Raw genomic sequence first — 21,367 nt, forward strand, 5'->3', positions numbered from 1 at the left:
GATGGAAACCGGGATGCAGACCGCCCACAAGGTGCGCTCCGTGCGGCCGGTGGGGACCCGCGCGGTCCTCGCCGAGCTGGACAGCATGGAGGATGTGCTGGCGCTGCAGTCGCAGCTGTTCGCCTCCCCGCTGCCCGGGCAGCTGGACGTGCTGGCCGCCGCCGAGACCGTGATGGTGGTGGCCGAGTCCGCCGCCACCACGCGGGCCATCGGCGCCCGGCTGCTCGAAATGGAGCTCGGCGGCCCGGTCGAAAACGACGGCAAGCTTGTGGTCATCGACACCGTGTACGACGGCGACGACCTCGCCGAAGTCGCCGGGCTCACCGGCCTGGGCGTGGACGGCGTGATCGCCGCGCACACCGGGCAGCTCTGGACCGTGGCCTTCGCCGGTTTTGCCCCGGGCTTCGCCTACATGGTGGGCGAAAACCAGCTCCTCGAAGTACCGCGCCGGTCCACCCCGCGCACCGCGGTGCCCGCGGGTTCCGTGGCCCTGGCCGGGAACTACTCGGCCGTGTACCCGCGGCGCTCCCCGGGCGGCTGGCAGCTGATCGGCCGCACCGGCGCCCGCATGTGGGACCTCGAGCGTGCCCAGCCCGCCCTCGCCCGGCCGGGGGACCGGGTGCAGTACCGGGCCGTGCGCGACGTCGTGGAGGTGGCGCCCGCCGCTGCGGCTGTTGCGGCGGAGCCCGCTGCCGGTATCCGCATCCTAAACCCCGGCGCCCTGAGCCTCATCCAGGACCTGGGACGGCGCGGCCACGGTGGCCTGGGCGTCTCGGCGGCCGGCGCCTTGGACCGCGCGTCCCTCCGCCGCGCCAACCGGCTGGTGGGCAACAAGTCCACAGCCGCCGCGGTCGAGACCGTCAACGGCGGGCTCACCATCCAGGCCGTGGGGGACCAGGTGATCGCCGTGGCGGGTGCGCCGTCGAGCCTCACCATCACGCCGCCGTCGGGCGCTGTTTCCGACGACGACGGCGGACCGGCAGCCCAGCCCCGCACCGTTGAGATGGCCGCGCCTTTCGCGCTGCTCGACGGCGAGACCCTCACCGTCGGCGCCCCGGAGGCCGGCTTCCGCAACTACCTCGCCGTTCGCGGCGGGGCGGACCTGCCCGCCGTCCTGGGCAGCCGCTCCACGGACACCCTCTCCGGAATCGGACCTGCACCGCTCGCGGCGGGGCAGCTGCTCGCCGTCGGGCAGGACACCGCATCCACCGCCGTCGGGAGCCCCGAACTGCAGCCCGACTTCCCGGAGCCCGGCAGCGTCACGGTGCTGGACATCGTCCCCGGCCCGCGCGAGGACTGGTTCGACCCCGCCGAACTCGAGTCCCTCTGCAGCCAGGAGTGGCAGGTCACGCCGCAGTCCAACCGGGTGGGGATGCGCCTGGCCGGCGAACCGCTCACGCGCAGCCGCGAGGGCGAACTGCCCAGCGAAGGCACCATGGCCGGGGCCATCCAGATCCCGCCCGCCGGCCTGCCGGTGCTGTTCCTGGCCGACCACCCCATCACCGGCGGCTACCCCGTGATCGCCGTGGTCACCGACGAACACCTGGACCGCGCCGCGCAGGTCCCCATCGGCGGAAGCATCCGTTTCCGCGTTTCCCCCGCCCTCGGCACGAAAGAAGTGAGCAAGTAATGCGCAAGGTCCTGATCGCGAACCGCGGCGAAATCGCCGTCCGGATTGCCCGTGCCTGCGAGGACGCCGGCCTTGCTTCGGTGGCGGTCTACGCCGACATCGACGCCGACGCCATGCACGTCGCTGCCGCGGACGAGGCCTTCAGCCTGGGCGGCAACAGCCCGGCCGATACCTACCTGAACATCCCCAAGCTCCTGGACATCGCGGCCCGCTCCGGCGCCGACGCCGTGCACCCCGGCTACGGTTTCCTCTCCGAAAACGCGGACTTCGCGCAGGCAGTGCTCGCCGCCGGACTGGCCTGGATCGGCCCCTCACCGGAAGCGATCAGGCAGCTGGGCAACAAGATCACCGCCCGCGAGATCGCCGTCCGCGCCGGCGCCCCGCTGGTGGCCGGCAGCGACGGACCCGTTGATTCCGCGGCGGAGGCGCGCGCCTTCGCCGAGCAACACGGGCTGCCCGTGGCCATCAAGGCGGCGTTCGGCGGCGGCGGACGCGGCCTGAAGGTGGTCCGCGAACTCGCCGAGGTGGAGGAAGCCTTCGACTCCGCGGTGCGCGAGGCCGTAGTGGCCTTCGGCCGCGGGGAATGCTTCGTGGAGCAGTACCTGGACCGGCCGCGGCACGTCGAGGCGCAGGTGATCGCCGATACCCACGGGAACGTGGTGGTCGTCGGGACGCGCGACTGCTCCCTGCAGCGCCGCCATCAGAAGCTCGTGGAAGAGGCCCCCGCACCGTTCCTGACTGATACACAGCGCGAGTCGATCTACGCGGCCGCCAAGGCGATCTGCCGGGAGGCCGGCTACACCGGGGCCGGAACCGTGGAATTCCTGGTTTCGGCCGGCGGCGCGGTGGCGTTCCTGGAGGTCAACACCCGGCTGCAGGTGGAGCACCCCATCACCGAGGAAACCTCCGGGATCGACCTGGTGCAGGAGCAGCTCCGCATCGCCGCCGGGCTTCCCCTGAGCATGCTCGCTGACCCGGAACCGCGCGGGCATTCCTTCGAATTCCGCCTCAACGCCGAGGACGTGGGCCGCGGCTTCCTGCCCTCCCCGGGCACGGTTTCTGGCTTTGCGGGGCCGACCGGCCCGGGCATCCGCCTCGACACCGGCGTGCGCGCAGGCTCCGTGGTGCCGCCCCAGTTCGACTCCCTGCTGGCCAAGCTCGTGGTCACCGGAGCCGACCGGCAGCAGGCCCTCCGCCGCGCCCGCCGCGCCCTGGCCGAGATGGACATCTCCGGCCTGGCGACCGTGCTGCCGTTCCACCGGGCCGTGGTCGAGGCGCCGGAATTCACCTCCCCGGATGGGCTTGGCGTGCACACGCGCTGGATCGAGACCGAGTTCGCCGACCGCATTCCCGTCGATCCCGAGTACAGCCCCGTGGCCCCCTCCGGTGAGCGCCGCACGATCACGGTGGACGTGGACGGCAAGCGGCTTGCCGTGGGCCTGCCCGCCGATCTGCTGGACGGCTGGGCCCGTTCCGGCGGCTCCCTCGCTGGTATTTCGTTGGGGCCCGACGGCGGTGCTTCGGTTGCGTCCGAGGCTGCCGGTACCGCTCTGCCGGAGTCCGCCGTCGTGTCCGGCATGGCCGGCACCGTGGTGAAGTGGCTCGTGGAGCCCGGCGCTCCGGTTGCCGAGGGCGACGCGCTGGTGGTCCTCGAAGCGATGAAGATGGAAACCCAGGTCCCCGCGCACCGCGGCGGGACGCTGGCCTCCGTGGTGTCGGCCGCGGGCGGCGTTGTGTCCGTCGGCTCGGTGCTGGGACATATCGAGTAGGGCTGGTGTTAAAGGCGCTTAGCCGCTCCGCTTCCTGCGCGTGAACCGAGCCCTGGCATCAAGGAGCGTTTGCTCGTACTGCTGAGCGTCAAAGACGAAATCAAGGGCGGTCTCGATCCGGTACGTTTCATCGGTGAGGGAGTCATCCCAGCCGATGCCCGACCAATGAACCAACCCCTTCTCCTTGCGTAGGTCTGCGGTTACTCCACCGCAGTCCTCGGTCCAACATGCGCTGCAAAACAGCAGCCAGGCTCTGTTCCAATGTTGGTGTGGAATCCGGCCAAGTAGACGGTCGATCTGTTGGACTGCCCACTCCGGCCGGGCGGGAGTGAGGAGGGATGTTTCATCGGGCTGGCGGTCTGCATCTTCCCACTCCTGAATCCACGTCCGGAGCGCTTTGCCGTCGACGAAGAAATCCAGGAACATCTCGTTCTCCGGGCGCCTGAACGAAAGCAGGCCGCGCCGAGGGGCGGGCCCGTCAAAGTGCCGTTCAACGAGCGTAAGGATATTAGTCTGGATGATCGGTGATCCTCTCGACCGTTTCTTCGAGGGTTTTGGCTGTCAGACGGCGACGACGCCGCCGGTGACCAGGCGCAGGATCGTGGCACCCCGCGGGGCCGTGCCGATGGCTTCCTGGATATGTACCGAAAGCATTGCAATGGAGGCAGCGGTCAGCGATCTGTCGGGCCAGGTCGAGTGCCATGTTGCTTCATCGATTGTGATGGCTTCCGAGATTTCGCGCAGCGTCTCTGCGAAGCGGTATTCGCCCGGGGCCTCGGCGCTATCGGAGGGCTTGATGAAGACAATGGAGTCATCACCCTCGCCCTCAAACCGGACCTGTCCAACGTCCCGAAGGCCGGTGGTGCGTTCGGCGGCAAATGCTTCTGGCTCTTGCGTCGTAACCACGCCTCTTACTTTGTCCTGGATGGAAATGCGGTGATGATTTTACCGTCCTGGTTTGCACGGACGATAACGGAGTAGTACGTGGCCAGAAGCTTCGACGGGTCAACGCTTTTCCACGCCCACCCAGACCCCTTTGTCGCATTGAGGCGATAGGACCGCTAGTTCGCAAACGGTGGTTTCTGGACCGGAGAAACGCGGAGGGAGCGTCAAGAGGACTGACGCTCCCTACGGCGAAGTTTTGGAGGCTTGCCGCCTCCGGAAATTCGTGGTCGGTCTCCTACTGCCCAACTCCTCCAGTGGGGTCCTCTGTTATGGCAATGGCCCAGATGCTGGAGGCATCGGCTTCCCCGGTGATCGTGAACTTGTCGGCGTAGCGGACGTCGATGGAGTTCTTTGTTCCCAGGTCCTCTGGATCATTTACGCAATTCTGTGGGAAGTTCGCGACACCGGAAATGTCGATCTTGATCTCTGAATTCCCTATGCACCGAACGTAGACGGCTATGTAGCCGGTCTTGCTTGTGAAGGGGCCAAGCTTGGCGGCGCCGCGATGTGAAGATGATTCAACAATTAGCTTTTCGTTCTCTGGGTACGACGCCAGCAATTTCGTCGGCATTGTCGGGGTGGGGCTCGGGGTCGGTGTTGGCGCTGCGCCCTCGGATCCTTGCGTCCCAGTTGAGGCGGTTGCCCGAGGTTCTGGATCCTCGTAGGTGCAGCCGGTTGCTGCCGCAGCGACGAGCACAACGGCAGCGACCGAGTGTACGAGCCTTACGAGAACCATACCCGCCAGCCGACCTTGTAGGGGGAGTATGCCTTCACGTTGCGGTACTGGGTGACTACGCAGTTCGTGGTGTACCACTCTTCACGGCCTGTGGTGTAGGACCTGTATACGCCGTAGACTGCGTTGCCGGTCTTCCAGGCGGGGACGTTGAAAGTGAAGCTGTTGCCCAGGGTGGTCGACAAGGAAAGCGATGCATTGATGCCGTATGTCGCTTTCACATTCGCCACGACGAAGTCCCTTGAGAATTCAAGATTCCCCGAAACCGTAGCCGTGGCAGTCCCTGTGACCGTGGCAGACACAGTCATTGAGGCGGTGTAGGGCGTTCCGTTGTAGTTCGACTGAACTGCGCCGACGGCTACGTGGGTGTCCGCCCCGCGCCCGGTTGCCCTGTAGTACCAGGCAGCTTGGCAGGCCCCTTGTGGACTTGGGTTTGAGATCTTCGCCGGCGCCGCCGTTGGAGCCGCAGCGAATGATGGTGTTAGTGATCCAGCGGCCAGAAGCCCCGCGGTAAGAGCGCCGGTCAGGGCAGCTCTGGTTTTTTCCTTTCATGGTGGTTCCTTATCTCGTGCCATGATCCCCCCACATGGACGTCAAAGGTGGGCCGAATGGCCCATTCATTTCAGAGGGTGAACAGATCATCGAAGCAAAAATCGCAATTGTCAAACATTCGGTGGACAAAATGTGGAGAGTCGATTCAAACAATCCGGTGACCGGTTTTTTGAGGGCGTCTGACGAACCAGAGCCCGGCCTTAAACGGTCGTTTCTGGCAGGCCTCGCGATGCGGCACCAAAAAGAAGTGAGGGCCCGCTCGGCGGGGCCCTCACTTATTCAACACTGATGCTGCTGCCCTGCCAACCAGGGCTCCCGGCCCTCTTAGCTGATGGGGCGGGGTGGATGGCGACGTGCGAGAGCTCCGCCGGTGATCGCTGCCGCTGCGCCCAGTCCGATGAGTAGGATTCCGGCGGTCATGCCGTTGAGGAACCATTGCGGCATGTGGATGCCGGCGTCTTCGGTCATGCCATAGCCGCTGAGCAAGGCCACGAGGGAGCCCCCCGCTACGAGGACACCGAGTCCGGCCGCGATGCATCCTGCGATCAGGAATCGATTCGTCAAGCGGATAGAACGTCGAAGGGCGAGCACGCCGCCGGCGATCGCCACCAGTGCGCCGAGTCCTGCGAGCAGGAATCCGGCGGTCATGCCGTTCATTATCCATTCCGGCGTGTAGCCCGGTTGGACGCCCGTGTCTTCGGCGATGCGGTAGTCGATGCCGGAAGCCACGAGGAAGCCCGCTGCTACGAGGAGCCCGGCTCCGGCCATGATGCTTCCTGTGATCAGGAATTGTTTCGTCAGTTTCATATTCTTCCCCCCGACCCTAGTTTGCCCGTTCAAGCTACCAATTGCAGTGGTGCGACCAGACACCTGGTAGCCAGTTCGGTCTGTCGGCCCGGAACCGTTCCAGGTTGTAGTCCTGCGTGAATGGAATGCCGTAGATCCCAGCAGCGACATGGCAATCGAATTGCTGCTTCAGGGTTGCCTTGTTGGTGATAGCTGGCCAGGCTTTGGTCCATTCCTCCCAGCCTGCGGTTCGGATGATGTAACCCCCGGCGAGATAGTTAAAGATCCCGGAGCCGCCGCCACTCAATACCGCTACGCCCCACGGTGTGAGCCAGGCGCTATACATGTAGTCGCCCCTGGAGATAGAGCGCTTCACGGGCTGGAAGAGCCGTGCCCCGAACCACGGATCGGCCACGACAGGGTACGCGGTCCCGGCCATGTTGGTATGGTCAACGAACTAGGCACGAGCTCGGACGCCGGCGAACACACCGAGCGCTCATTCCCTTGGATCTTGCGTTTGCATTTGCGGAGGACAGGCGCCGGGATATCTCCCTGCAACACCCGGGACGGTTTTACCAGTGATTGCTTTCGCTACGCTGAAGCCAACATTGTTTCGGCCTCCGAACAGGCCGAATTGGCACGGAACGGTGATGTATTTGCTGCGGTGGGGGCGTGCCTATTTCGCACTTCAAGCGGCCGCAGGACTTTTGTGGTGGGTCCTGGTTTTCACTGTGCCGTTCGTGCGTGAGTCGACGCTTGGCAGCCTGGATCCGGTCATCGTGGCCGCCTTCGATATCCCGCTGTTCGTCATCGCCTCGGCGGTGGCTGCATTCGGCGTCCGGGCGGCCGTGGCGGTGAGCGCGGGCTGGGCGGTGATTGTCGCCGTCGTACTGGCCGCTTACGCAACAATCACCGGCGAAGCTGGCTGGGGCGTGCTCGCCATGGGTGCGGCCGCCGCAGCTTCCCTGGCGGCGCTCTGCCTTGTTTTCCTGGGACGCGTACCCACGGAGTGGATCCTCCGGGGGCCCTTTGCGTTCCGCGCGGCCAGGCGCTCGGACTCTGCAAACCACGTGGCCACGACCTTCGGCCAGCTCGTTGTTTTCTGGGGCTTCTTCCTGGTGGTGGTTCCGACTGCCATAACCGCCCTTGAACAGCGGTGGAACGTGGCACTGCCCTTTCCGCCGTTCGCGGGCCTTGCCGGTGCGATCGTCCTTGTCCTTGCCAGCGTGCTTGGCGTCGCGTCCGCGGTGGCGATGTCCACGAAGGGGGAGGGCACGCCGCTGCCGGCCGCGATGCCGAACCGCCTGGTCGTCACCGGCCCGTACCGTTGGGTCCGCAATCCCATGGCCCTCGCCGGCATTGCCCAGGGCGCCGCGATCGGCCTCATCCTGCAGTCCTGGCTTGTAGTCGTCTACGCGCTTGCGGGGTCGCTGTTCTGGAATTACGCCATCAGGCCGCTGGAGGAAGCCGATCTCAAGCAACGCTTCGGCGAAGACTTCGAGCGGTACCGGGAGGCAGTGCGCTGCTGGATTCCGGGCCACGGAGCGGTTTCGACTAAGCACTCCATTAAGCGCTGAGTGACAGGATGGCATCATGCCCATTGCCAAATCCGTCCTGTTGTTCGCCCTCGCTGCCGCCGCTGAAATCGGAGGCGCCTGGCTGGTCTGGCAAGCAGTCCGGGAAGGCAAAGCCTGGTGGTGGGCCGGCCTCGGTGTCGTCGCGCTGGGGATCTATGGGTTCGTCGCCACCTTGCAGCCTGATGCACATTTCGGCAGGATCCTTGCCGCTTATGGCGGTGTTTTCGTCGCAGGCTCGCTGGCCTGGGGCATGATCTTCGACGGTTTCCGCCCCGACCGCTGGGACGTCATTGGTTCCCTGATCTGTTTGCTGGGCGTCGCCGTCATCATGTTCTCGCCACGTAATTCCTAGACCGGATGAGGCCTTCGCGAGGTGCCGGCAGGGCACGTCAGCGGCCGCCAAACTTCCGGCGAATGGCGGTCACAACGACGTGGAGCGGCGTTCGATCAGGAGAGTATCGCGCCATTGCCCGGCGAGGGGACCGCTTGGCATGCGGGCGATCCGGTTCCGGCGTCCGACGATTGTGAATCCTGCCGTCTCGTGGAGCCTGAGGCTGGGTGTGTTCTCGGGGAAGACGCTGGCTTGGATCGTCCATATTCCGGCGTCCTCCGTGCTGCGGACGAGTGCGTGCAGCAGGGCCTTGCCAACGCCGAGGCCCCGGGCTTCGGTGCTGACGTAGACGGAGTGTTCGACCACTCCGGCGTAAGCGGGGCGGGAGGAGACGGGCGAAACAGCTGCCCAGCCGAGGATGACGCCGTCCGCGACCGTCGCAACGTGCCGGTGGGCGAAAAGCTTCGATGCGTTGAAGGTGTCCCAGTCGGGGGCGGCGGATTCAAAGGTGGCGTGCCCGCCGTCGACTCCTTCCTGGTAAATCCGGGCGACGGCGGGCCAATCCGCGGCCTGCATGCCTCTCAGGTGAAGGGTTCGGGTCACAGTTTCGACAGGATGCCTGCGGCATCGTCGAGCGCGCCGGTGACGAGGGAATAGTAGGCCCAGGTGCCGCGCTTCTCGCGGTGCAGCAGCCCGGCGTCGACCAGTATTTTCAGGTGGTGCGACACAGTGGGCTGGCTAAGGTCCAGCGGCTCGGTGAGGTCGCAGACGCAGGCTTCGCCGCCGCCGGCGTTCTTCACGATGGACAGCAGGCGCAGGCGGTTGGGGTCGGCCAAGGCCTTGAAGAGCAGGGCCTGGCGGCCCGCTTCTTCAGCACCCAGCACCGGCGTCCCTGCCGGTGCGCAGCAGCTATCGTCTGCGGCTGCAGCGGGCGCGGTCTCGAGTGTGGGCAGGGAAGTCATCTCCCCATTATCCCCGAATATTGATAAACATCAATGTATTGGTCGGGGGCGCGGCCCGGGGCCTCAGGGCTGGGCGGCTTCGCTGCCGTGGGGGAGGACGACGTCGTCCGCGGCCTTGCCGGCCGTGGGGAACAGCAGGACCAGCAGGCCCAGTCCGAGCGCCGCGCCGATCAGCTGCGCGAGCACGAACGGCGGGGCCGATGCCGGGGCGATGCCGGCGAAGGTGTCGCTGAAGATGCGCCCGACGGTCACGGCCGGGTTCGCGAACGAGGTCGAGGAGGCGAACCAATAGGCGGCGCCGATGTAGGCGCCCACCGCCGGTGCGGCGAGGACGCCCCGCCTGGTGGCGGCGAGGGAGAAGATCAGCAGGATCAGCCCCGCGGTGGCGACCACCTCGGCCAGGAGGTGCCCGCCGCCCGTGCGGTCCTTGCCCGAGATGGACGTGCCCACCTCGAACATCGCGTTCGCCAGCACGCTGCCGCCGATCGCGCCAAGGGTCTGCGCTACGACATAGACCGCCAGGTCCGGAAGGCTCAGCCCGGCACCGCTGCGCCTTCCCAGGATCCAGTCCACGGCCGAGACCACCGGATTGAAATGCGCCCCGCTGACGGGGCCGAACACGAGGATCAACACCGTCAGGCCCAGGACGGTTGCTGTGCTGTTCTCGAACAGCTGCAGGCCGGTGTCACCCGGGGACAATTGCTGCGCGGCAATCCCGGAGCCGACGACGATCGAGACAAGCAGAGCCGTGCCGAGCAGTTCGGCCAGGGCGCGGCGCCACAACGGGGGCTGGGGTGAAGTCATGGGGACAAGCTTGACCCAAGAAACTAGTTCAGTCAAAATTGAATCAATGAATATTGAACCAACCGAGGAATTGCAGGCGAGGGTCGCCAAGCATGCCGCCCTTGCCGATCCCGCGCGGCTGCGCATCGTGGACCTGCTCACCCTTGGAGACCTGTCCTCGACGGAGCTGCAGTCCGAACTCGGCATGCCCGCAAACCTGCTCTCCCATCACCTTCGTTCGCTGGAGGCGGCCGGGCTCGCCACTCGCCACCGCTCGGAGGCGGACAAGCGTCGCAGCTACTTTCGGCTGGCCGCCGGCGCTCTCGACGGCTTGGTCCCCGGGCGCGCCCGCGGGGCGCACCGCGTGCTTTTTGTCTGCACCCGGAACAGTGCGCGTTCCCAGTTGGCTGCTGCCCTCTGGCGGCAGGCCAGCGAGATCCCTGCCGCCTCCGCCGGTACCCACCCTGCCGAGCGCATTGCGACTGGGGCCGTCGACGTCGCCCGGCGTCATGGCATCGACCTCACGGGAGTGGTCCCACGGCTGCTGGACCAGGTTGCCGGGGAAGGTGACCTGGTGGTGACCGTGTGCGACAACGCCCATGAGGAACTGCCCGGCATGCGGGGAATCCACTGGTCCGTCCCGGATCCGCTGCGCCTGAACACCAGGGAGGCCTTTGACGCTGCATTCGCCGACATTTCCCACCGCATCAACGACCTCGCCCCCCGCCTGCACGCCGCCTGACCGCGCCAACTTTCCGCAATATATTGACATTCATCAATATATGCCCCGATACTCCTTGCATCGATAGTTATCAATCTATTGATGCGGCGGGGGTCGGGTGCGAAGACCTCAACCAGTCCACCACCCACCGTTCCACGTGATTTCAGGAGAAACCCGATGAGCACCGAAACCACCAAAAAGCCCTCCGTCCTCTTCGTCTGCGTCCACAACGCCGGCCGTTCCCAGATGGCGGCAGCCTTCCTCACCACCCTGGGCAAGGGCGAGATCGAGGTCCGTTCCGCTGGGTCACAGCCCGCGGACAAGGTCAACCCCGCCGCCGTGGAAGCCATGGCCGAAATGGGCATCGACATGTCCGCCGAAATCCCCAAGGTCCTCACCACCGAGGCCGTCCAGGACTCCGACGTCGTGATCACCATGGGCTGCGGGGACGAGTGCCCGTACTTCCCCGGCAAGCGCTACGAGGACTGGGTCCTCGAAGACCCCGCTGGCCAGGGCCTGGAATCCGTGCGGCCTATCCGGGACGAGATCAAGACCCGCATCGAGGGTCTGATCGAATCCCTGACCCCGACCGCCAGCTAGCCAAAGCGGAAGGGGGTGAACTGGATGGACAACGGATGCTGCACCGACACCGGCTGCTGCGACGAAAACGATCAGGACTGCTGCTAAGCAAGCACCGCCCCGGCCTGCCGGACCCACAAGGACCCGGCAGGCACCCGACCCGAACCGCACACCACCGGAGAAAGCAAGAGGACAGCATGGATTCACTGAAGAACCTTCCCGTCGCCGTGATCGGCGCAGGCCCGGTGGGCCTTGCCACCGCGGCGCACCTGCTCGAACGCGGCCTCGACCCGGTCATCTTCGAAGCCGGCCCCACCGCTGGCGCCGCCATTGAACAATGGCGCCACATCCGGCTGTTCTCGCCCTGGCGGTTCAACCTCGACGCCGCCGCCGTCCGCCTGCTCGAAGCGACCGGTTGGGAGTCTCCCCGCCCCACGGCGCTGCCCTACGGCGGTGACCTTCTTGACAGCTACCTCGCCCCGCTGGCCGCGACCCCGGCGATCGCCTCCCGCCTCCAAACCGGCGCCCGTGTCATCGCGGTCACCCGGCAGGGCCTGGACAAGACCCACGTCCGCAATCGCGACACCACGCCTTTCGTTGTTCGGGTCGAGCACGCCGACGGTGAAACCCGCGATCACACCGTGGCCGCCGTCGTCGATGCTTCCGGCACCTGGGCCACCCGCAACCCGCTCGGCACCTCCGGCCTGCCCGCCATCGGCGAGAACATCGCCGGTGACCGGATCTCCTCGCCCCTGCCCGACGTCACCGGACGGGATCGTGCATCCTTCGCCGGCCGCCGCGTCCTCGTTGTCGGGGCAGGACACTCCGCCGCCAACACCCTGATCAACCTCGCAGACCTCGCCAAGGGGGAGCCGGACACCACCATCCTCTGGGCCGTCCGGGGCGCCTCCGCGGACAAGGCCTACGGCGGCGGCGACGCGGACGGCCTGCCCGCCCGCGGCCAGCTCGGCTCCCGCCTCCGCCGCCTGGTCGAGGCCGGCACCATCGAACTGCACACCGGCTTCGGCATCGCGACCCTGAAGACCCTGGACACCCACGTCAGCGTCGAAGCCGCCGACGGACGCACGCTCGACGCCGACATCATCGTCCCCTGCACCGGCTTCCGCCCGGACTTGGACATCCTGCGCGAACTCCGCCTCAACCTGGACCCCGCCGTCGAAGCGCCCGTCGAGCTTGGCCCGCTGATCGATCCCGAATTCCACTCCTGCGGCACCGTTCCCCCGCACGGCGCGGCGCTCCTGGCCCACCCGGAAAAAGACTTCTACATCGTCGGCATGAAGTCCTACGGACGTGCACCGACCTTCCTGCTCGCCACCGGCTACGAACAGGTCCGCTCGGTCGCCGCCGCCCTCTCCGGCGACCGGGAAGCCGCCGACACCGTGCACCTGGAACTCCCGGAAACAGGCGTCTGCTCCACTGATGCCGGCACCAGCTGCGACGTTCCGGCCACCGCCGCGACCGCGGACGCTGAGTCCGGCTGCTGCGCCGCACCGGAACCACTGCTGATCGGCATTCCCACCGGACTGGCCCACGGCCGCTCCGCCCAACTCTGAGCACCACCGGCACCAAGAGCCAGGGAGAAACCGCAATGACCGAACAACAGGAAACAACACTGGGTCTGCAGGACAACACCGAAGTCCTCCACCGGATCAGCAGACGCCTCGCCGACCGCTACGCCGGAACCTTCGCCGCCGAAACCGTCGAACGCTATGTCTTCGAGTCCTACGCGGCGCTGGCCAGGACAGCGAAAATCAGCGCCTACCTGCCCGCTACCACTGAACACTTCGCCAGCGACCGGCTCGCTGCGCTGGCCAAATCCAAAGGATCGATCGTCTCCGAATTGCCGGAAGTCCTTTTCGTCTGTGTACAGAACGCCGGCCGCTCGCAAATGGCTGCCGCCCTGCTCAACGTCGAAGCCAAGGGCAGGATCCGCGTACGCTCGGCTGGCTCCATGCCCGCCGCCGAATTGGACCCCGCAGTCCTCACCGTGATGTCCGAAATGGGCCTCGACCTCGGCAAGGACTACCCCAAGCCCCTCACCGACGACGTCGTCCGCGCCTCGGACGTCGTCATCACCATGGGCTGCGGGGACTCCTGCCCCATCTACCCCGGCAAACGCTACGAGGACTGGGATCTCAGTGACCCCGCAGGACAACCCCTGGACACCGTCCGGGCCATCCGCGACGAAATCCACCACCGCATCAAAACCCTTGTCGCCTCACTCACGAAGGAAGCAGCACACTAAATGACACAGGAAAAGCCCGCCGTCCTCTTCGTCTGCAGCAAGAACGGCGGCAAGTCCCAACTCGCCGCAGGACTCATGCGCGAGCTCGCGGGCGACGCCCTCACGGTCTACTCCGCCGGCACCAAACCCGGCCCGGCCCTGAACGCCCAAGCCGTCGAATCCTTGGCCGAACTCGGCATAGATACCACCGGCGAACACCCCAAACCCGTCACGGACGAGGTACTGGACGCGGTCGACGTCGTGGTGGTCCTGGGCACCGAGGCGAAGCTCGAACCCCGCGGCACCGCACGCTTCGAAACCTGGGATACCGACGAGCCTTCAAGCCGCGGAATCGAAGGCATGGAACGCATGCGCCTGGTCCGCGACGACATCAAAGCCCGTGTCGACGGGCTATACAACGAACTTATCGCCAACCCTGATCGGGCCGGCGCGTAAGGTCCAGCGGCACGGCTTCCCGGGACTCAGGGGCCGTGCCGCCGCATTCCGCGCAACAGGCATCGACAGTCTCGCTGTCGTCCACGTGGGTGGGCGGGACGGCGCAGCAGGCGTCGCCCTTCCACGCATTGATGCCCTCCCGCACAGCGATTGCGGCGATTACCAGCGCGGCGCCGGCGTCGGCCCACCACCATCCCAGGGTGCTGTTCAACACGAGGCCCGCCAGCAGGACGGCCGACAGATAGGTGCAGAGCAAGGTCTGCCTGGAGTCGGCCACTGCGGTGCGGGAGCCGAGTTCGCGTCCGGCGCGGCGCTGCAGCCAGGACAGCACCGGCATGATGAGCAGGCTCAGGGCCGCGATCACGATGCCCGGGGCGGAGTGCTGCGCTTCACCGCCGCCCATGAGTGAGCGGAACGCGTCCACGGCCACGAAGGCGGCCAGTGCGAAGAACGAGACCGCGATGATGCGCAGGGTCACCCGTTCGCGTCGTTCCGGGTCTGCGGCGGAAAACTGCCAGGACAGCGCGACGGCGGAGGCTACTTCGATCACGGAATCCAGGCCGAAGCCGATCAGGGCAGAGGAGTCCGCGAGGCCTCCGGCCCAGAGCGCGGCCGCCGCCTCGATGACGTTGTAGCTGATGGTCGCCGCGGCGAGGAACCGTATCCTCCGCCGCAGCACGGCCCGCCGCTCGGCGGATCGTGAACCAACAGCCGCGGTCATGCCAGGAGCTTCCCGTCCGGTGCACAGCAGTCAGGATCCACGGCCAGCACCACGCCGATCAGGTCCCGCAACGCATGGCCCAGTCGCGCGTCGGCCAGCTCGTACCTCGTCCGCCGGCCGTCCGGAACCGCCACCACCAACCCGCAGCCCCGCAGGCAGCTCAGGTGGTTGGACATGCTCTGCCGCGACACCCCGAGGGATTCGGCGAGATCCGAGGGATACGCCGGGTCTTCCGCGAGTGCCAGCAGGATCCGGGCCCTGGTGGGATCCGAGACGGCGTAGCCGAAGCGCGCGAGCACGGGGGCGTGCGTAAGGGTTTCCATGGACCAAAAGTACATCGTCCGATGTATTCATTCAAAGATGTATCAAATGCCCGGCCTCAACAACGGCACAGGGATAGTCCGTGCCGGGGCGTGGCGCGCAGGGGCAGGATCGGCAATGATCGGAACATGCGCCGAACCGGCATGATTCCGGCCTGGGCGGTCCCGCCGGCCCTGCGCGGCTACAAGACCGAGTGGCTGCGCCATGACCTGACGGCCGGAGCCGCGCTCTTTGCGATCCTGGTCCCCGCCGGCATGGCCTATGCCCAAGCCGCCGGACTTCCGCCGGTCACCGGCCTGTACGCGACGGTGGTGCCACTGATTGTCTACGCGGCGCTCGGCCCATCGCGGGTGCTGGTGCTGGGCCCGGATTCGGCCCTGGCACCGATGATCGCAGCAGCATTGGTTCCCCTGGCTGCTCAGGACGAGCAGAAATCCGTGGCGCTGGCAGGCCTGCTGGCCATCCTGATCGGCGGCATCCTGCTGCTCGGTTCGGTGCTGAAACTGGGGATCGTCACCGGGCTGTTGTCCAAGCCCATCAGGCTCGGCTATCTCAACGGAATCGCCTTGCTGGTGGCGGTGTCCCAGCTGCCTACCCTTCTGGGGATCTCCGTCGACGACGGCACACCCTGGGAGAAGCTCTTCGCCGCGGTGCCGAAGGTGCTAGCCGGCGAGACCAATGTGGCGGCGCTGCTTCTCGGGCTGCTTTCCTTGCTGCTTATCTGGGTTCCCCGCTGGTTGAAGTGGAAGCTTCCGGGTGTGCTCATTGCGGTGGTCGTATCGTGTGTCGCGGTTGCCCTGCTGGGGCTGCAGGAGAGCGTGAAGGTGACAGGTGCCCTGCCACAGGGGCTGCCTGCACCGGCCCTCGGCGGACTCGCCTGGAGCGACGTCGCGGCCCTGCTGCCCGCCGCCGCGGCGATCGCGCTCATCGTGTTCGTTGATACCGGGACCCTGTCCCAATCACTGGCGGCCGCCGAGGGCAGCCGGGTTTCCGGAAACCATGAAATGGCGGCGCTGGGTGCGGCGAACGCTGCAAGCGGGCTCCTCGGAGGGTTCCCGGTGTCGGCCAGCACGTCCCGCACCCCGGTGGCAGTCGAGTCCGGGGCGAAATCCCAGCTCACCGGGGCCGTGGGTGCCGTCCTGGTGCTCGGCTTCATGCTTCTGCTGCCCGGCGCCACCGAGTTCCTTCCCTCCACAACGCTTGCCGCCATAGTCATCGCCGCAGCCGCTGCAATCGCGGACCCGGCGGGTGTGCGCCGGCTCATCGGGATGAGCCGCAGCGAATCATTGGTGATGCTCGCGGCGTTCCTGGGCGTCACCATCCTGGGCGTCCTCCCGGGCATTGCCATTGCCATCGGCCTGGCAGTCCTGGACTTCATCCGGCGGGCCTGGGACCCCTACCGCACTGAACTGGTGGACGTACCGGGGGTGCCGGGATACCACGACGTGAACCGCCACCCGGAGGGTGAACGCATCCCGGGCATGTTGATCCTCCGCTTCGACGCGCCCCTGTTCTTCGGCAACGGAGCCTTGCTGGGCTCCTTTGTCCGCGTTGAACTGGACCAGGCGGCGGAGGAAACAAAGCGTGTGGTGCTGGCGGCCGAACCCGTGACGGGCATCGACACAACTGCGCTCGACGAGTTGGTGGAGCTGGACGAATGGCTTGACCTGCACGGCGTGGACCTGATCTTTGCTGAGCTCAAAGGTCCGGTCAAGGACCGGTTGCTGCAGTACGGCGTGGGCGCCCGCTTTTCGTCCGAGCATTTCTTCCCGACAGTGGGCGCCGCGGTGCGGGCGTTCCAGCGCGAGGACGGTAGGGACTAGGAGTAAGTCATCGCAACAGCAAGGGGAAAGATGTCCCGCATCCTCGTTACGGGATCCGCCGACGGCCTGGGCCGCGCGGCAGCTGAGGAACTGCTCGACGGCGGCCATGCCGTCGTCGTACATGTCCGGGCGCCGGAGCGGCTGACGGCCGTCCAGGGCCTCCTGGACCGTGGCGCCCAGGCGGTGGTGGGCGACCTCGCCAGGCTCGATGAGGTGCGCAGCCTGGCCGACCAGGCGAATTCGCTGGGCCGTTTTGACGCCGTGATCCACAACGCCGGCGTCCTCGGCGGCCGGGCAGTGCTGCCGGTCAATGTCGTGGCTCCCTACGTTCTCACCGCGGAAATGGAACGCCCGGAGCGGCTGATCTACCTCAGCAGCGGTTGGCACCGCAGCGGCCAGCCGGACCTCGACGGCGTGGACTGGAGCGGCACGCGGGACACCCGCTCGTATCCCGACAGCAAGCTCTACGTGACCGCGCTCGCGGCGGCCATCGCGAGGCTGTGGCCGGAAGTGCATTCACACGCGGTGGACCCCGGCTGGGTGCCGACCCGGATGGGCGGACCCGGCGCGCCCGGCGACCTCCGCCTGGGCCATGTCACACAGGCGTGGCTCGCGGTAAGTGACAGCCCCGAAGCCCTCAGTACCGGCGGCTACTGGCACCACCAGGCGACGCGGGAACCGCATCCGGCGGTGCGTGATGAGCACTTCCAGGAAGCACTTCTGCGCTCGCTGGCCGAGTACACCGGAAGCACCATCGAACGCCGCTGATCGAACCGACACGACAGCCCATAGACAGGCGCCGGCCTCGCAGGCCTATTCGATCACCGTATCGGCATGCCGGTGGGCCACCTTCCATTCCCCGTCCTCGCGCCGGTAGACCTGGGTGACCCGCAGGGTGTAGTTTCGCGGCTGGCCGTCGACGGAGGCTGAGGTGTGCTCAAGGCCAACCGTGTAGGCCATGTCGCCTGTGACGTCATGAGCCTGCAGCTCGAAGGCGTAGGACGTGCAGTTCGAGAAGGACCTTTCGAGGAAGTCGAAGGTCTCGTCCACCTGCTCTTGTCCGTAGGCGTTGCGCCACGCACCCAGGATGCTTACTGGCTCATTGCGCGACCAAATGGCCCGGCGCGGAGCCGAGTCGCCGTTGTGGAGGGCCAGTTCCGCTTGGTACAGCGTGGACTTCACCCATGCCTGGAAGTCGTCGTTGGCAGTCATAGCTCAGTATGCGTTCGGCGGGGGGTTTTGGACAGGCGGAGCGGGTTGGCCGGACCAGTCAGTAGGACCAGCGTTCCCAGTAGGCGTCGGCCGCTTCGAGGAGCCGCCGGCGTCCGGTACGTTCCCCCAGCAACGGGTAGCTTGCAGGATCTCCGAGAGGGCCGGAGACGTCGCCTCCTGGGACGTTGACGATAACCAGGAGCAGGACCGCCGGGACCGAAAGCAAGGACGTCAGCGCAAGGATCAGGCCGTACTTTGCCCCGGGTACCTGCCGGCGCCGCGTCCGGAGCCGGAACCCGGCGAGGCGTGCGCCGAGCGTGGTTCCGCGGTTGTAGAGAGCCCAGTTAGCAAGCAGCGCCCCGAGGAGCACGCCCATGGCGATCGGGATCCGGTGCGCGGGCAGCAGCATGAATGCCAGGACGGCCGGAGCCCACACGACGAATGAATCGACAAGCAGTGCGAAGAGCAGTGAGGGCCAGTCCACAATCTCAGGTTCGTCGGGTTCCATGCGGTGATTGTTCCACGCCGGTGCTGGCTGCTCGGTTCGCGACCGCCGCCGTCGTACATTCACGAAAGGAGCCTCCCCGGCAAATCCCGATAGAGTACGAAAACCGCAAGCAGAGACAGGACACAGACGTGAGGCAAGGTTCCAAGCCGACCATCCGCGACGTGGCCGAGCGTGCCGGCGTTTCGCTCACCACGGTCTCCTACGTGCTTTCCGGGCGCCTCGGCGGCACCACCCGGATCAGCGAACCCACCAAGCAGCGCGTCCAGGAAGCCGTGCGCGAACTGGGCTACGTGGCCAACCGCGCCGCCCGCGGTATGCGGCGCGGCAAGACCGAACTCGTGGCCGTGGCGATCGGCAACCTCGAATGGCCGTGGGACCGCGCCCTGGCCGCCGCTGCCGCACGGGTCCTTCCCCAGCACGGCTACCAGCCCGTGGTGCTGCTGGGTGATGCCTGGCGGCAGTTCATGCTGTCCGGCGGGGCCGACGGCGTGATCCTTGGCTTCATCCCGGAATCGGTGACCGAAGACGAAACCATGCTGGAACTGGCCCGCCGCGGTGTTCCACAGGTGGTCATTTCCGAGGTGATGCAGCCCGCCGGCTTCGACGTCCTGGCCCCCGAACCGACGGACGGAATCGCCGCCGGGATGGACTTCCTCACCCGCAGCCACCGCCGCATCGCCTGCATCCGGCGCGCGGACGAAAGCGCCCGGGCCATCCCTTCCCGGTACAGCGGCTACGTGGCCGGGCTCGAGCGCGCCGGACTGCCGGTGGATCCCGAACTGGTGCGCACCTCGCACCACCGCAAGGACCTCGCCTACCAGGCCGCCCTCGACCTGCTCCAGCTGCCGGACCGCCCCACGGCCATCTTCGCCAACGACGACATGGAGGCGCTCCAAGCCGTCCGCGCCGCCTTCCGCCTGGGCCTGCGGGTGCCCGAGGACGTCCAGATCGTGGGCGTGGGCAACTCCACCGAAGGCCAGGAATCGGACCCGGCGCTCACCACCGTGGGGCCGGAACCCATCTTCGACCGCGTGGTGAACATGCTGGTGGAGCGCCTCGAATCAGGCGCCACCGGCGAGGGCGTCCGCGTCCCGGCACCCTGGACCCTGCACCTGCGCGGCACGACGACCCAGGACTAGCACGGCCCGGGAGGTAGCCCTCCTTTGTCATGCCCGACGCACCACCGGACCAATCCCTAGAATGGGATGAGCCAGCCCCAAACCCGGAAAGGAGCGCCGATGATGACGCGTGCTTCTTTCCGGCTGCTCCGCACCGGGACCATCGCCGCCCTCATCCTTGGACTGGCCGCAGGCGGCCACCTTGCCGGCGGGGGATTGCTCCCCGAACCGGCCATCCTCCTCAGGCTCTGCGCCTTGACGGTGCTGCCGGTCACGGTGGCAACCAAGTTCCGATTGTCCTTTCCTGCCCTGGCCGGGCTCCTTGGCGCCGGACAGGCCGGGCTGCACTGGGCTTTCCACGCCCTCTCCACGGCAGCGCCGCTCGCGCCGCCGGACCATTCGGGGCACTCGGAGCATGGCCTGAACGTCATGCCCTTGATGACGGGCATGACCCCTGCCGGAACCGAGGCCGGAGCCGACGGCTGGCAGATGTTCGCCGCGCACGCCCTCGCTACCGTGACCACCGCCGCCGTGCTCGCCCGCGGTGAGCAGGCCCTGTGGGCCCTGGCCGCTTGGCTGCGGCCGCTGGTGGAACTGCCCGTGCCCTGCGCGATCGTCCCGGCCCGTGTGCCGGGGGCGTGCACGGCCCCGATCGTCCTGACCCGGGACCAGCTGGTCCGGCGCATCCCCGCACGGCGCGGACCGCCGTCGACGGTTCAGGCCGCCTGAGCCCCGGGAGCCTCACTCACGGGAGGAGACCAGGCGGCCCTTGCTGTGCCGAAACGCCCGGCGGGCACCATCCCGGCCGGGTCCCTGACCTTCTTTCCCTGAAAGGCATCCCTGCCATGAATTCCTTCCTTCGCCGTACCCTCAAGACCACCTCCACTGCCGCCATGGCCGCCGGCCTGCTTGCCGCCGGCGCTGCCGCAGCCTCGGCCCACGTCCACGTCGATCCCGACGACACGGCAGCGGGCGGCTACACCCACCTGACGTTCAACGTTCCCAACGAATCGGACACGGCCAAGACGAACAAGCTCGAAGTGGCCCTGCCGGCCGGCACCCCGTTCAATTCCGTGTCCGTGAAGCCGGTGGAAGGCTGGACCGCCCGGGTCATCACCGGGGCGCTGCCCAAGCCCGTCACGGTCGACGGCGCCACGGTCACCAAGGCACCGCGTTCCATCGTGTGGACGGCCGACGCCGCGCACCAGATCGGGCCGAACGAGTACCAGTCGTTCTCGATCTCCGTGGGCGTCCTGCCCGACGCCGGCACCACCGTGACGCTGCCGGCCACCCAGAGCTACACGGATGGCACGGTCGTGAAATGGGACCAGAACGCGGTAGAGGGCCAGGAAGAGCCGGAACACCCGGCGCCCTCGTTCGTGACCACGGCCGCCGAGGAGGCCGGCCACCACGCCGCGCCGTCGCCCTCGGCAACTGTCGCGCCGTCAGCGGCACCCGCTGCTGCGGCCGCCTCCACTGACGGAGGCTCGACGGCGGGCTGGTTCGGCCTGGGTGCCGGGCTGATCGGCCTCGGCGCCGGCGTCACCGCCCTGGCCCGCACGCGCGCCAGCAAGGGCTGAACCAGCACCACGCAC

27 protein-coding genes are annotated in these 21,367 nt (G+C 67.1%); 14 read left to right on the forward strand and 13 right to left on the reverse strand.

All coding sequences use genetic code 11. The features are described 5' to 3' along the window. The first annotated feature begins 1 nt into the window (after nt 1). Complete coding sequence (locus tag D3654_RS11195) at nt 2–1,630, forward strand: 5-oxoprolinase subunit B/C family protein (RefSeq protein ID WP_120521688.1); 1,629 nt, start codon at nt 2–4, stop codon at nt 1,628–1,630. Next, the gene (locus tag D3654_RS11200) at nt 1,630–3,399 is read left to right on the forward strand and encodes an acetyl/propionyl/methylcrotonyl-CoA carboxylase subunit alpha (RefSeq protein WP_120521574.1); all 1,770 of its coding nucleotides are present in this window, start codon (nt 1,630–1,632) and stop codon (nt 3,397–3,399) included. Before D3654_RS11195 ends, D3654_RS11200 begins: the two co-directional genes overlap by 1 nt. Before the next feature lie 18 nt (nt 3,400–3,417). On the opposite strand, the gene D3654_RS11205 is transcribed toward D3654_RS11200, so the two are convergent. The 6 genes from D3654_RS11205 to D3654_RS11225 form a co-directional block, all read right to left on the reverse strand. Continuing rightward, nucleotides 3,418–3,825, reverse strand: a complete 408-nt coding sequence (locus tag D3654_RS11205) for a hypothetical protein (protein WP_120521575.1) — start codon at nt 3,823–3,825, stop codon at nt 3,418–3,420. A gap of 135 nt (nt 3,826–3,960) precedes the next feature. Continuing rightward, nucleotides 3,961–4,305, reverse strand: a complete 345-nt coding sequence (locus tag D3654_RS11210) for a hypothetical protein (RefSeq protein WP_120521576.1) — start codon at nt 4,303–4,305, stop codon at nt 3,961–3,963. 274 nt (nt 4,306–4,579) lie between these two features. After that, the gene (locus D3654_RS20485; RefSeq protein ID WP_162943714.1) at nt 4,580–5,080 is read right to left on the reverse strand and encodes a hypothetical protein; all 501 of its coding nucleotides are present in this window, start codon (nt 5,078–5,080) and stop codon (nt 4,580–4,582) included. Next, nucleotides 5,068–5,307, reverse strand: coding sequence for a hypothetical protein (locus D3654_RS11215; protein WP_162943715.1), 240 nt, complete (start codon nt 5,305–5,307; stop codon nt 5,068–5,070). The genes D3654_RS20485 and D3654_RS11215 overlap by 13 nt, the downstream gene beginning before the upstream one ends. 646 nt (nt 5,308–5,953) lie before the next feature. Further along, entirely contained in the window at nt 5,954–6,436 is a 483-nt protein-coding gene (locus D3654_RS11220) for a hypothetical protein (protein WP_120521578.1), read from the reverse strand. Between the two features lie 34 nt (nt 6,437–6,470). Next, nucleotides 6,471–6,854 (reverse strand): hypothetical protein, encoded by a 384-nt coding sequence (locus D3654_RS11225; RefSeq protein ID WP_120521579.1) that lies wholly within the window; start codon nt 6,852–6,854, stop codon nt 6,471–6,473. 211 nt (nt 6,855–7,065) lie between these two features. Here D3654_RS11225 and D3654_RS11230 point away from each other — a divergent pair, with 211 nt between their 5' ends. Both D3654_RS11230 and D3654_RS11235 read left to right on the forward strand, forming a co-directional pair. Beyond that, the gene (locus D3654_RS11230; RefSeq protein WP_120521580.1) at nt 7,066–7,992 is read left to right on the forward strand and encodes a methyltransferase family protein; all 927 of its coding nucleotides are present in this window, start codon (nt 7,066–7,068) and stop codon (nt 7,990–7,992) included. Between the two features lie 16 nt (nt 7,993–8,008). Then, a complete protein-coding gene (locus D3654_RS11235; RefSeq protein WP_120521581.1) occupies nt 8,009–8,344 on the forward strand; it encodes a YnfA family protein in 336 nt (111 codons plus the stop codon). Nucleotides 8,345–8,413: 69 nt separating this feature from the next. Here the strand turns inward: D3654_RS11235 and D3654_RS11240 are convergent, their stop codons facing one another. The 3 genes from D3654_RS11240 to D3654_RS11250 form a co-directional block, all read right to left on the reverse strand. Beyond that, nucleotides 8,414–8,926 carry a GNAT family N-acetyltransferase gene (locus tag D3654_RS11240; RefSeq protein ID WP_342635092.1) on the reverse strand — a complete coding sequence of 171 codons (513 nt, stop codon included), beginning with the start codon at nt 8,924–8,926 and terminating at the stop codon, nt 8,414–8,416. Then, nucleotides 8,923–9,285 (reverse strand): ArsR/SmtB family transcription factor, encoded by a 363-nt coding sequence (locus tag D3654_RS11245; protein WP_120521583.1) that lies wholly within the window; start codon nt 9,283–9,285, stop codon nt 8,923–8,925. The genes D3654_RS11240 and D3654_RS11245 overlap by 4 nt, the downstream gene beginning before the upstream one ends. A 63-nt stretch (nt 9,286–9,348) precedes the next feature. Continuing rightward, nucleotides 9,349–10,089: an aquaporin gene (locus D3654_RS11250; RefSeq protein WP_120521584.1), complete on the reverse strand. Its 741-nt coding sequence runs from the start codon at nt 10,087–10,089 to the stop codon at nt 9,349–9,351. Between the two features lie 46 nt (nt 10,090–10,135). Between D3654_RS11250 and D3654_RS11255 the strand changes: the two genes are divergently transcribed. From D3654_RS11255 to D3654_RS11275, 5 genes are all read left to right on the forward strand, one after another. Beyond that, nucleotides 10,136–10,810: an arsenate reductase/protein-tyrosine-phosphatase family protein gene (locus tag D3654_RS11255; protein ID WP_120521585.1), complete on the forward strand. Its 675-nt coding sequence runs from the start codon at nt 10,136–10,138 to the stop codon at nt 10,808–10,810. A gap of 156 nt (nt 10,811–10,966) precedes the next feature. Beyond that, nucleotides 10,967–11,389 (forward strand): arsenate reductase ArsC, encoded by a 423-nt coding sequence (locus D3654_RS11260; RefSeq protein WP_120521586.1) that lies wholly within the window; start codon nt 10,967–10,969, stop codon nt 11,387–11,389. A gap of 176 nt (nt 11,390–11,565) precedes the next feature. Next, nucleotides 11,566–12,942 carry an FAD-dependent oxidoreductase gene (locus tag D3654_RS11265; protein ID WP_120521587.1) on the forward strand — a complete coding sequence of 459 codons (1,377 nt, stop codon included), beginning with the start codon at nt 11,566–11,568 and terminating at the stop codon, nt 12,940–12,942. A gap of 35 nt (nt 12,943–12,977) precedes the next feature. After that, nucleotides 12,978–13,634 carry an arsenate reductase ArsC gene (locus D3654_RS11270; RefSeq protein WP_120521588.1) on the forward strand — a complete coding sequence of 219 codons (657 nt, stop codon included), beginning with the start codon at nt 12,978–12,980 and terminating at the stop codon, nt 13,632–13,634. Next, complete coding sequence (locus D3654_RS11275) at nt 13,635–14,069, forward strand: arsenate-mycothiol transferase ArsC (RefSeq protein WP_120521589.1); 435 nt, start codon at nt 13,635–13,637, stop codon at nt 14,067–14,069. Here D3654_RS11275 and D3654_RS11280 read toward each other — a convergent pair. After that, nucleotides 14,038–14,790: a cation efflux transmembrane domain-containing protein gene (locus D3654_RS11280; RefSeq protein WP_120521590.1), complete on the reverse strand. Its 753-nt coding sequence runs from the start codon at nt 14,788–14,790 to the stop codon at nt 14,038–14,040. The genes D3654_RS11275 and D3654_RS11280 overlap by 32 nt on opposite strands. Next, complete coding sequence (locus D3654_RS11285) at nt 14,787–15,113, reverse strand: ArsR/SmtB family transcription factor (protein WP_120521689.1); 327 nt, start codon at nt 15,111–15,113, stop codon at nt 14,787–14,789. Before D3654_RS11285 ends, D3654_RS11280 begins: the two co-directional genes overlap by 4 nt. Before the next feature lie 126 nt (nt 15,114–15,239). Here D3654_RS11285 and D3654_RS11290 point away from each other — a divergent pair, with 126 nt between their 5' ends. Then, nucleotides 15,240–16,934 (forward strand): SulP family inorganic anion transporter, encoded by a 1,695-nt coding sequence (locus D3654_RS11290; protein WP_120521591.1) that lies wholly within the window; start codon nt 15,240–15,242, stop codon nt 16,932–16,934. 30 nt (nt 16,935–16,964) lie between these two features. Next, the gene (locus D3654_RS11295; RefSeq protein WP_120521592.1) at nt 16,965–17,702 is read left to right on the forward strand and encodes an SDR family NAD(P)-dependent oxidoreductase; all 738 of its coding nucleotides are present in this window, start codon (nt 16,965–16,967) and stop codon (nt 17,700–17,702) included. A 45-nt stretch (nt 17,703–17,747) separates the two neighbouring features. Here the strand turns inward: D3654_RS11295 and D3654_RS11300 are convergent, their stop codons facing one another. Both D3654_RS11300 and D3654_RS11305 read right to left on the reverse strand, forming a co-directional pair. Next, nucleotides 17,748–18,146, reverse strand: coding sequence for a nuclear transport factor 2 family protein (locus tag D3654_RS11300; protein WP_120521593.1), 399 nt, complete (start codon nt 18,144–18,146; stop codon nt 17,748–17,750). Nucleotides 18,147–18,204: 58 nt separating this feature from the next. Beyond that, entirely contained in the window at nt 18,205–18,654 is a 450-nt protein-coding gene (locus D3654_RS11305) for a hypothetical protein (RefSeq protein ID WP_120521594.1), read from the reverse strand. Nucleotides 18,655–18,782: 128 nt separating this feature from the next. On the opposite strand from D3654_RS11305, the gene D3654_RS11310 reads away from it, so the two are divergent. From D3654_RS11310 to D3654_RS11320, 3 genes are all read left to right on the forward strand, one after another. Next, nucleotides 18,783–19,793, forward strand: coding sequence for a LacI family DNA-binding transcriptional regulator (locus D3654_RS11310; protein WP_120521595.1), 1,011 nt, complete (start codon nt 18,783–18,785; stop codon nt 19,791–19,793). Nucleotides 19,794–19,895: 102 nt separating this feature from the next. Beyond that, complete coding sequence (locus D3654_RS11315; protein WP_120521690.1) at nt 19,896–20,501, forward strand: hypothetical protein; 606 nt, start codon at nt 19,896–19,898, stop codon at nt 20,499–20,501. Nucleotides 20,502–20,617: 116 nt separating this feature from the next. Beyond that, nucleotides 20,618–21,352 (forward strand): YcnI family copper-binding membrane protein, encoded by a 735-nt coding sequence (locus D3654_RS11320; protein ID WP_120521596.1) that lies wholly within the window; start codon nt 20,618–20,620, stop codon nt 21,350–21,352. The last annotated feature ends 15 nt before the right edge of the window (nt 21,353–21,367 follow it).

It is taken from the genome of Arthrobacter celericrescens (assembly GCF_003614925.1).
Taxonomy (GTDB): Bacteria; Actinomycetota; Actinomycetes; order Actinomycetales; family Micrococcaceae; genus Arthrobacter; species Arthrobacter celericrescens.

Bases quoted from the DNA above. Each gene is read 5' to 3' on its own strand.
- D3654_RS11195 (WP_120521688.1), top strand. From the start codon at position 2: ATGGAAACCGGGATGCAGACCGCCCACAAGGTGCGCTCCGTGCGGCCG.
- D3654_RS11200 (WP_120521574.1), top strand. From the start codon at position 1,630: ATGCGCAAGGTCCTGATCGCGAACCGCGGCGAAATCGCCGTCCGGATT.
- D3654_RS11205 (WP_120521575.1), bottom strand. From the start codon at position 3,825: ATGTTCCTGGATTTCTTCGTCGACGGCAAAGCGCTCCGGACGTGGATT.
- D3654_RS20485 (WP_162943714.1), bottom strand. From the start codon at position 5,080: ATGGTTCTCGTAAGGCTCGTACACTCGGTCGCTGCCGTTGTGCTCGTC.
- D3654_RS11220 (WP_120521578.1), bottom strand. From the start codon at position 6,436: ATGAAACTGACGAAACAATTCCTGATCACAGGAAGCATCATGGCCGGA.
- D3654_RS11225 (WP_120521579.1), bottom strand. From the start codon at position 6,854: ATGGCCGGGACCGCGTACCCTGTCGTGGCCGATCCGTGGTTCGGGGCA.
- D3654_RS11230 (WP_120521580.1), top strand. From the start codon at position 7,066: ATGTATTTGCTGCGGTGGGGGCGTGCCTATTTCGCACTTCAAGCGGCC.
- D3654_RS11235 (WP_120521581.1), top strand. From the start codon at position 8,009: ATGCCCATTGCCAAATCCGTCCTGTTGTTCGCCCTCGCTGCCGCCGCT.
- D3654_RS11245 (WP_120521583.1), bottom strand. From the start codon at position 9,285: ATGACTTCCCTGCCCACACTCGAGACCGCGCCCGCTGCAGCCGCAGAC.
- D3654_RS11250 (WP_120521584.1), bottom strand. From the start codon at position 10,089: ATGACTTCACCCCAGCCCCCGTTGTGGCGCCGCGCCCTGGCCGAACTG.
- D3654_RS11255 (WP_120521585.1), top strand. From the start codon at position 10,136: ATGAATATTGAACCAACCGAGGAATTGCAGGCGAGGGTCGCCAAGCAT.
- D3654_RS11260 (WP_120521586.1), top strand. From the start codon at position 10,967: ATGAGCACCGAAACCACCAAAAAGCCCTCCGTCCTCTTCGTCTGCGTC.
- D3654_RS11265 (WP_120521587.1), top strand. From the start codon at position 11,566: ATGGATTCACTGAAGAACCTTCCCGTCGCCGTGATCGGCGCAGGCCCG.
- D3654_RS11270 (WP_120521588.1), top strand. From the start codon at position 12,978: ATGACCGAACAACAGGAAACAACACTGGGTCTGCAGGACAACACCGAA.
- D3654_RS11275 (WP_120521589.1), top strand. From the start codon at position 13,635: ATGACACAGGAAAAGCCCGCCGTCCTCTTCGTCTGCAGCAAGAACGGC.
- D3654_RS11280 (WP_120521590.1), bottom strand. From the start codon at position 14,790: ATGACCGCGGCTGTTGGTTCACGATCCGCCGAGCGGCGGGCCGTGCTG.
- D3654_RS11285 (WP_120521689.1), bottom strand. From the start codon at position 15,113: ATGGAAACCCTTACGCACGCCCCCGTGCTCGCGCGCTTCGGCTACGCC.
- D3654_RS11290 (WP_120521591.1), top strand. From the start codon at position 15,240: ATGCGCCGAACCGGCATGATTCCGGCCTGGGCGGTCCCGCCGGCCCTG.
- D3654_RS11295 (WP_120521592.1), top strand. From the start codon at position 16,965: ATGTCCCGCATCCTCGTTACGGGATCCGCCGACGGCCTGGGCCGCGCG.
- D3654_RS11300 (WP_120521593.1), bottom strand. From the start codon at position 18,146: ATGACTGCCAACGACGACTTCCAGGCATGGGTGAAGTCCACGCTGTAC.
- D3654_RS11305 (WP_120521594.1), bottom strand. From the start codon at position 18,654: ATGGAACCCGACGAACCTGAGATTGTGGACTGGCCCTCACTGCTCTTC.
- D3654_RS11315 (WP_120521690.1), top strand. From the start codon at position 19,896: ATGACGCGTGCTTCTTTCCGGCTGCTCCGCACCGGGACCATCGCCGCC.
- D3654_RS11320 (WP_120521596.1), top strand. From the start codon at position 20,618: ATGAATTCCTTCCTTCGCCGTACCCTCAAGACCACCTCCACTGCCGCC.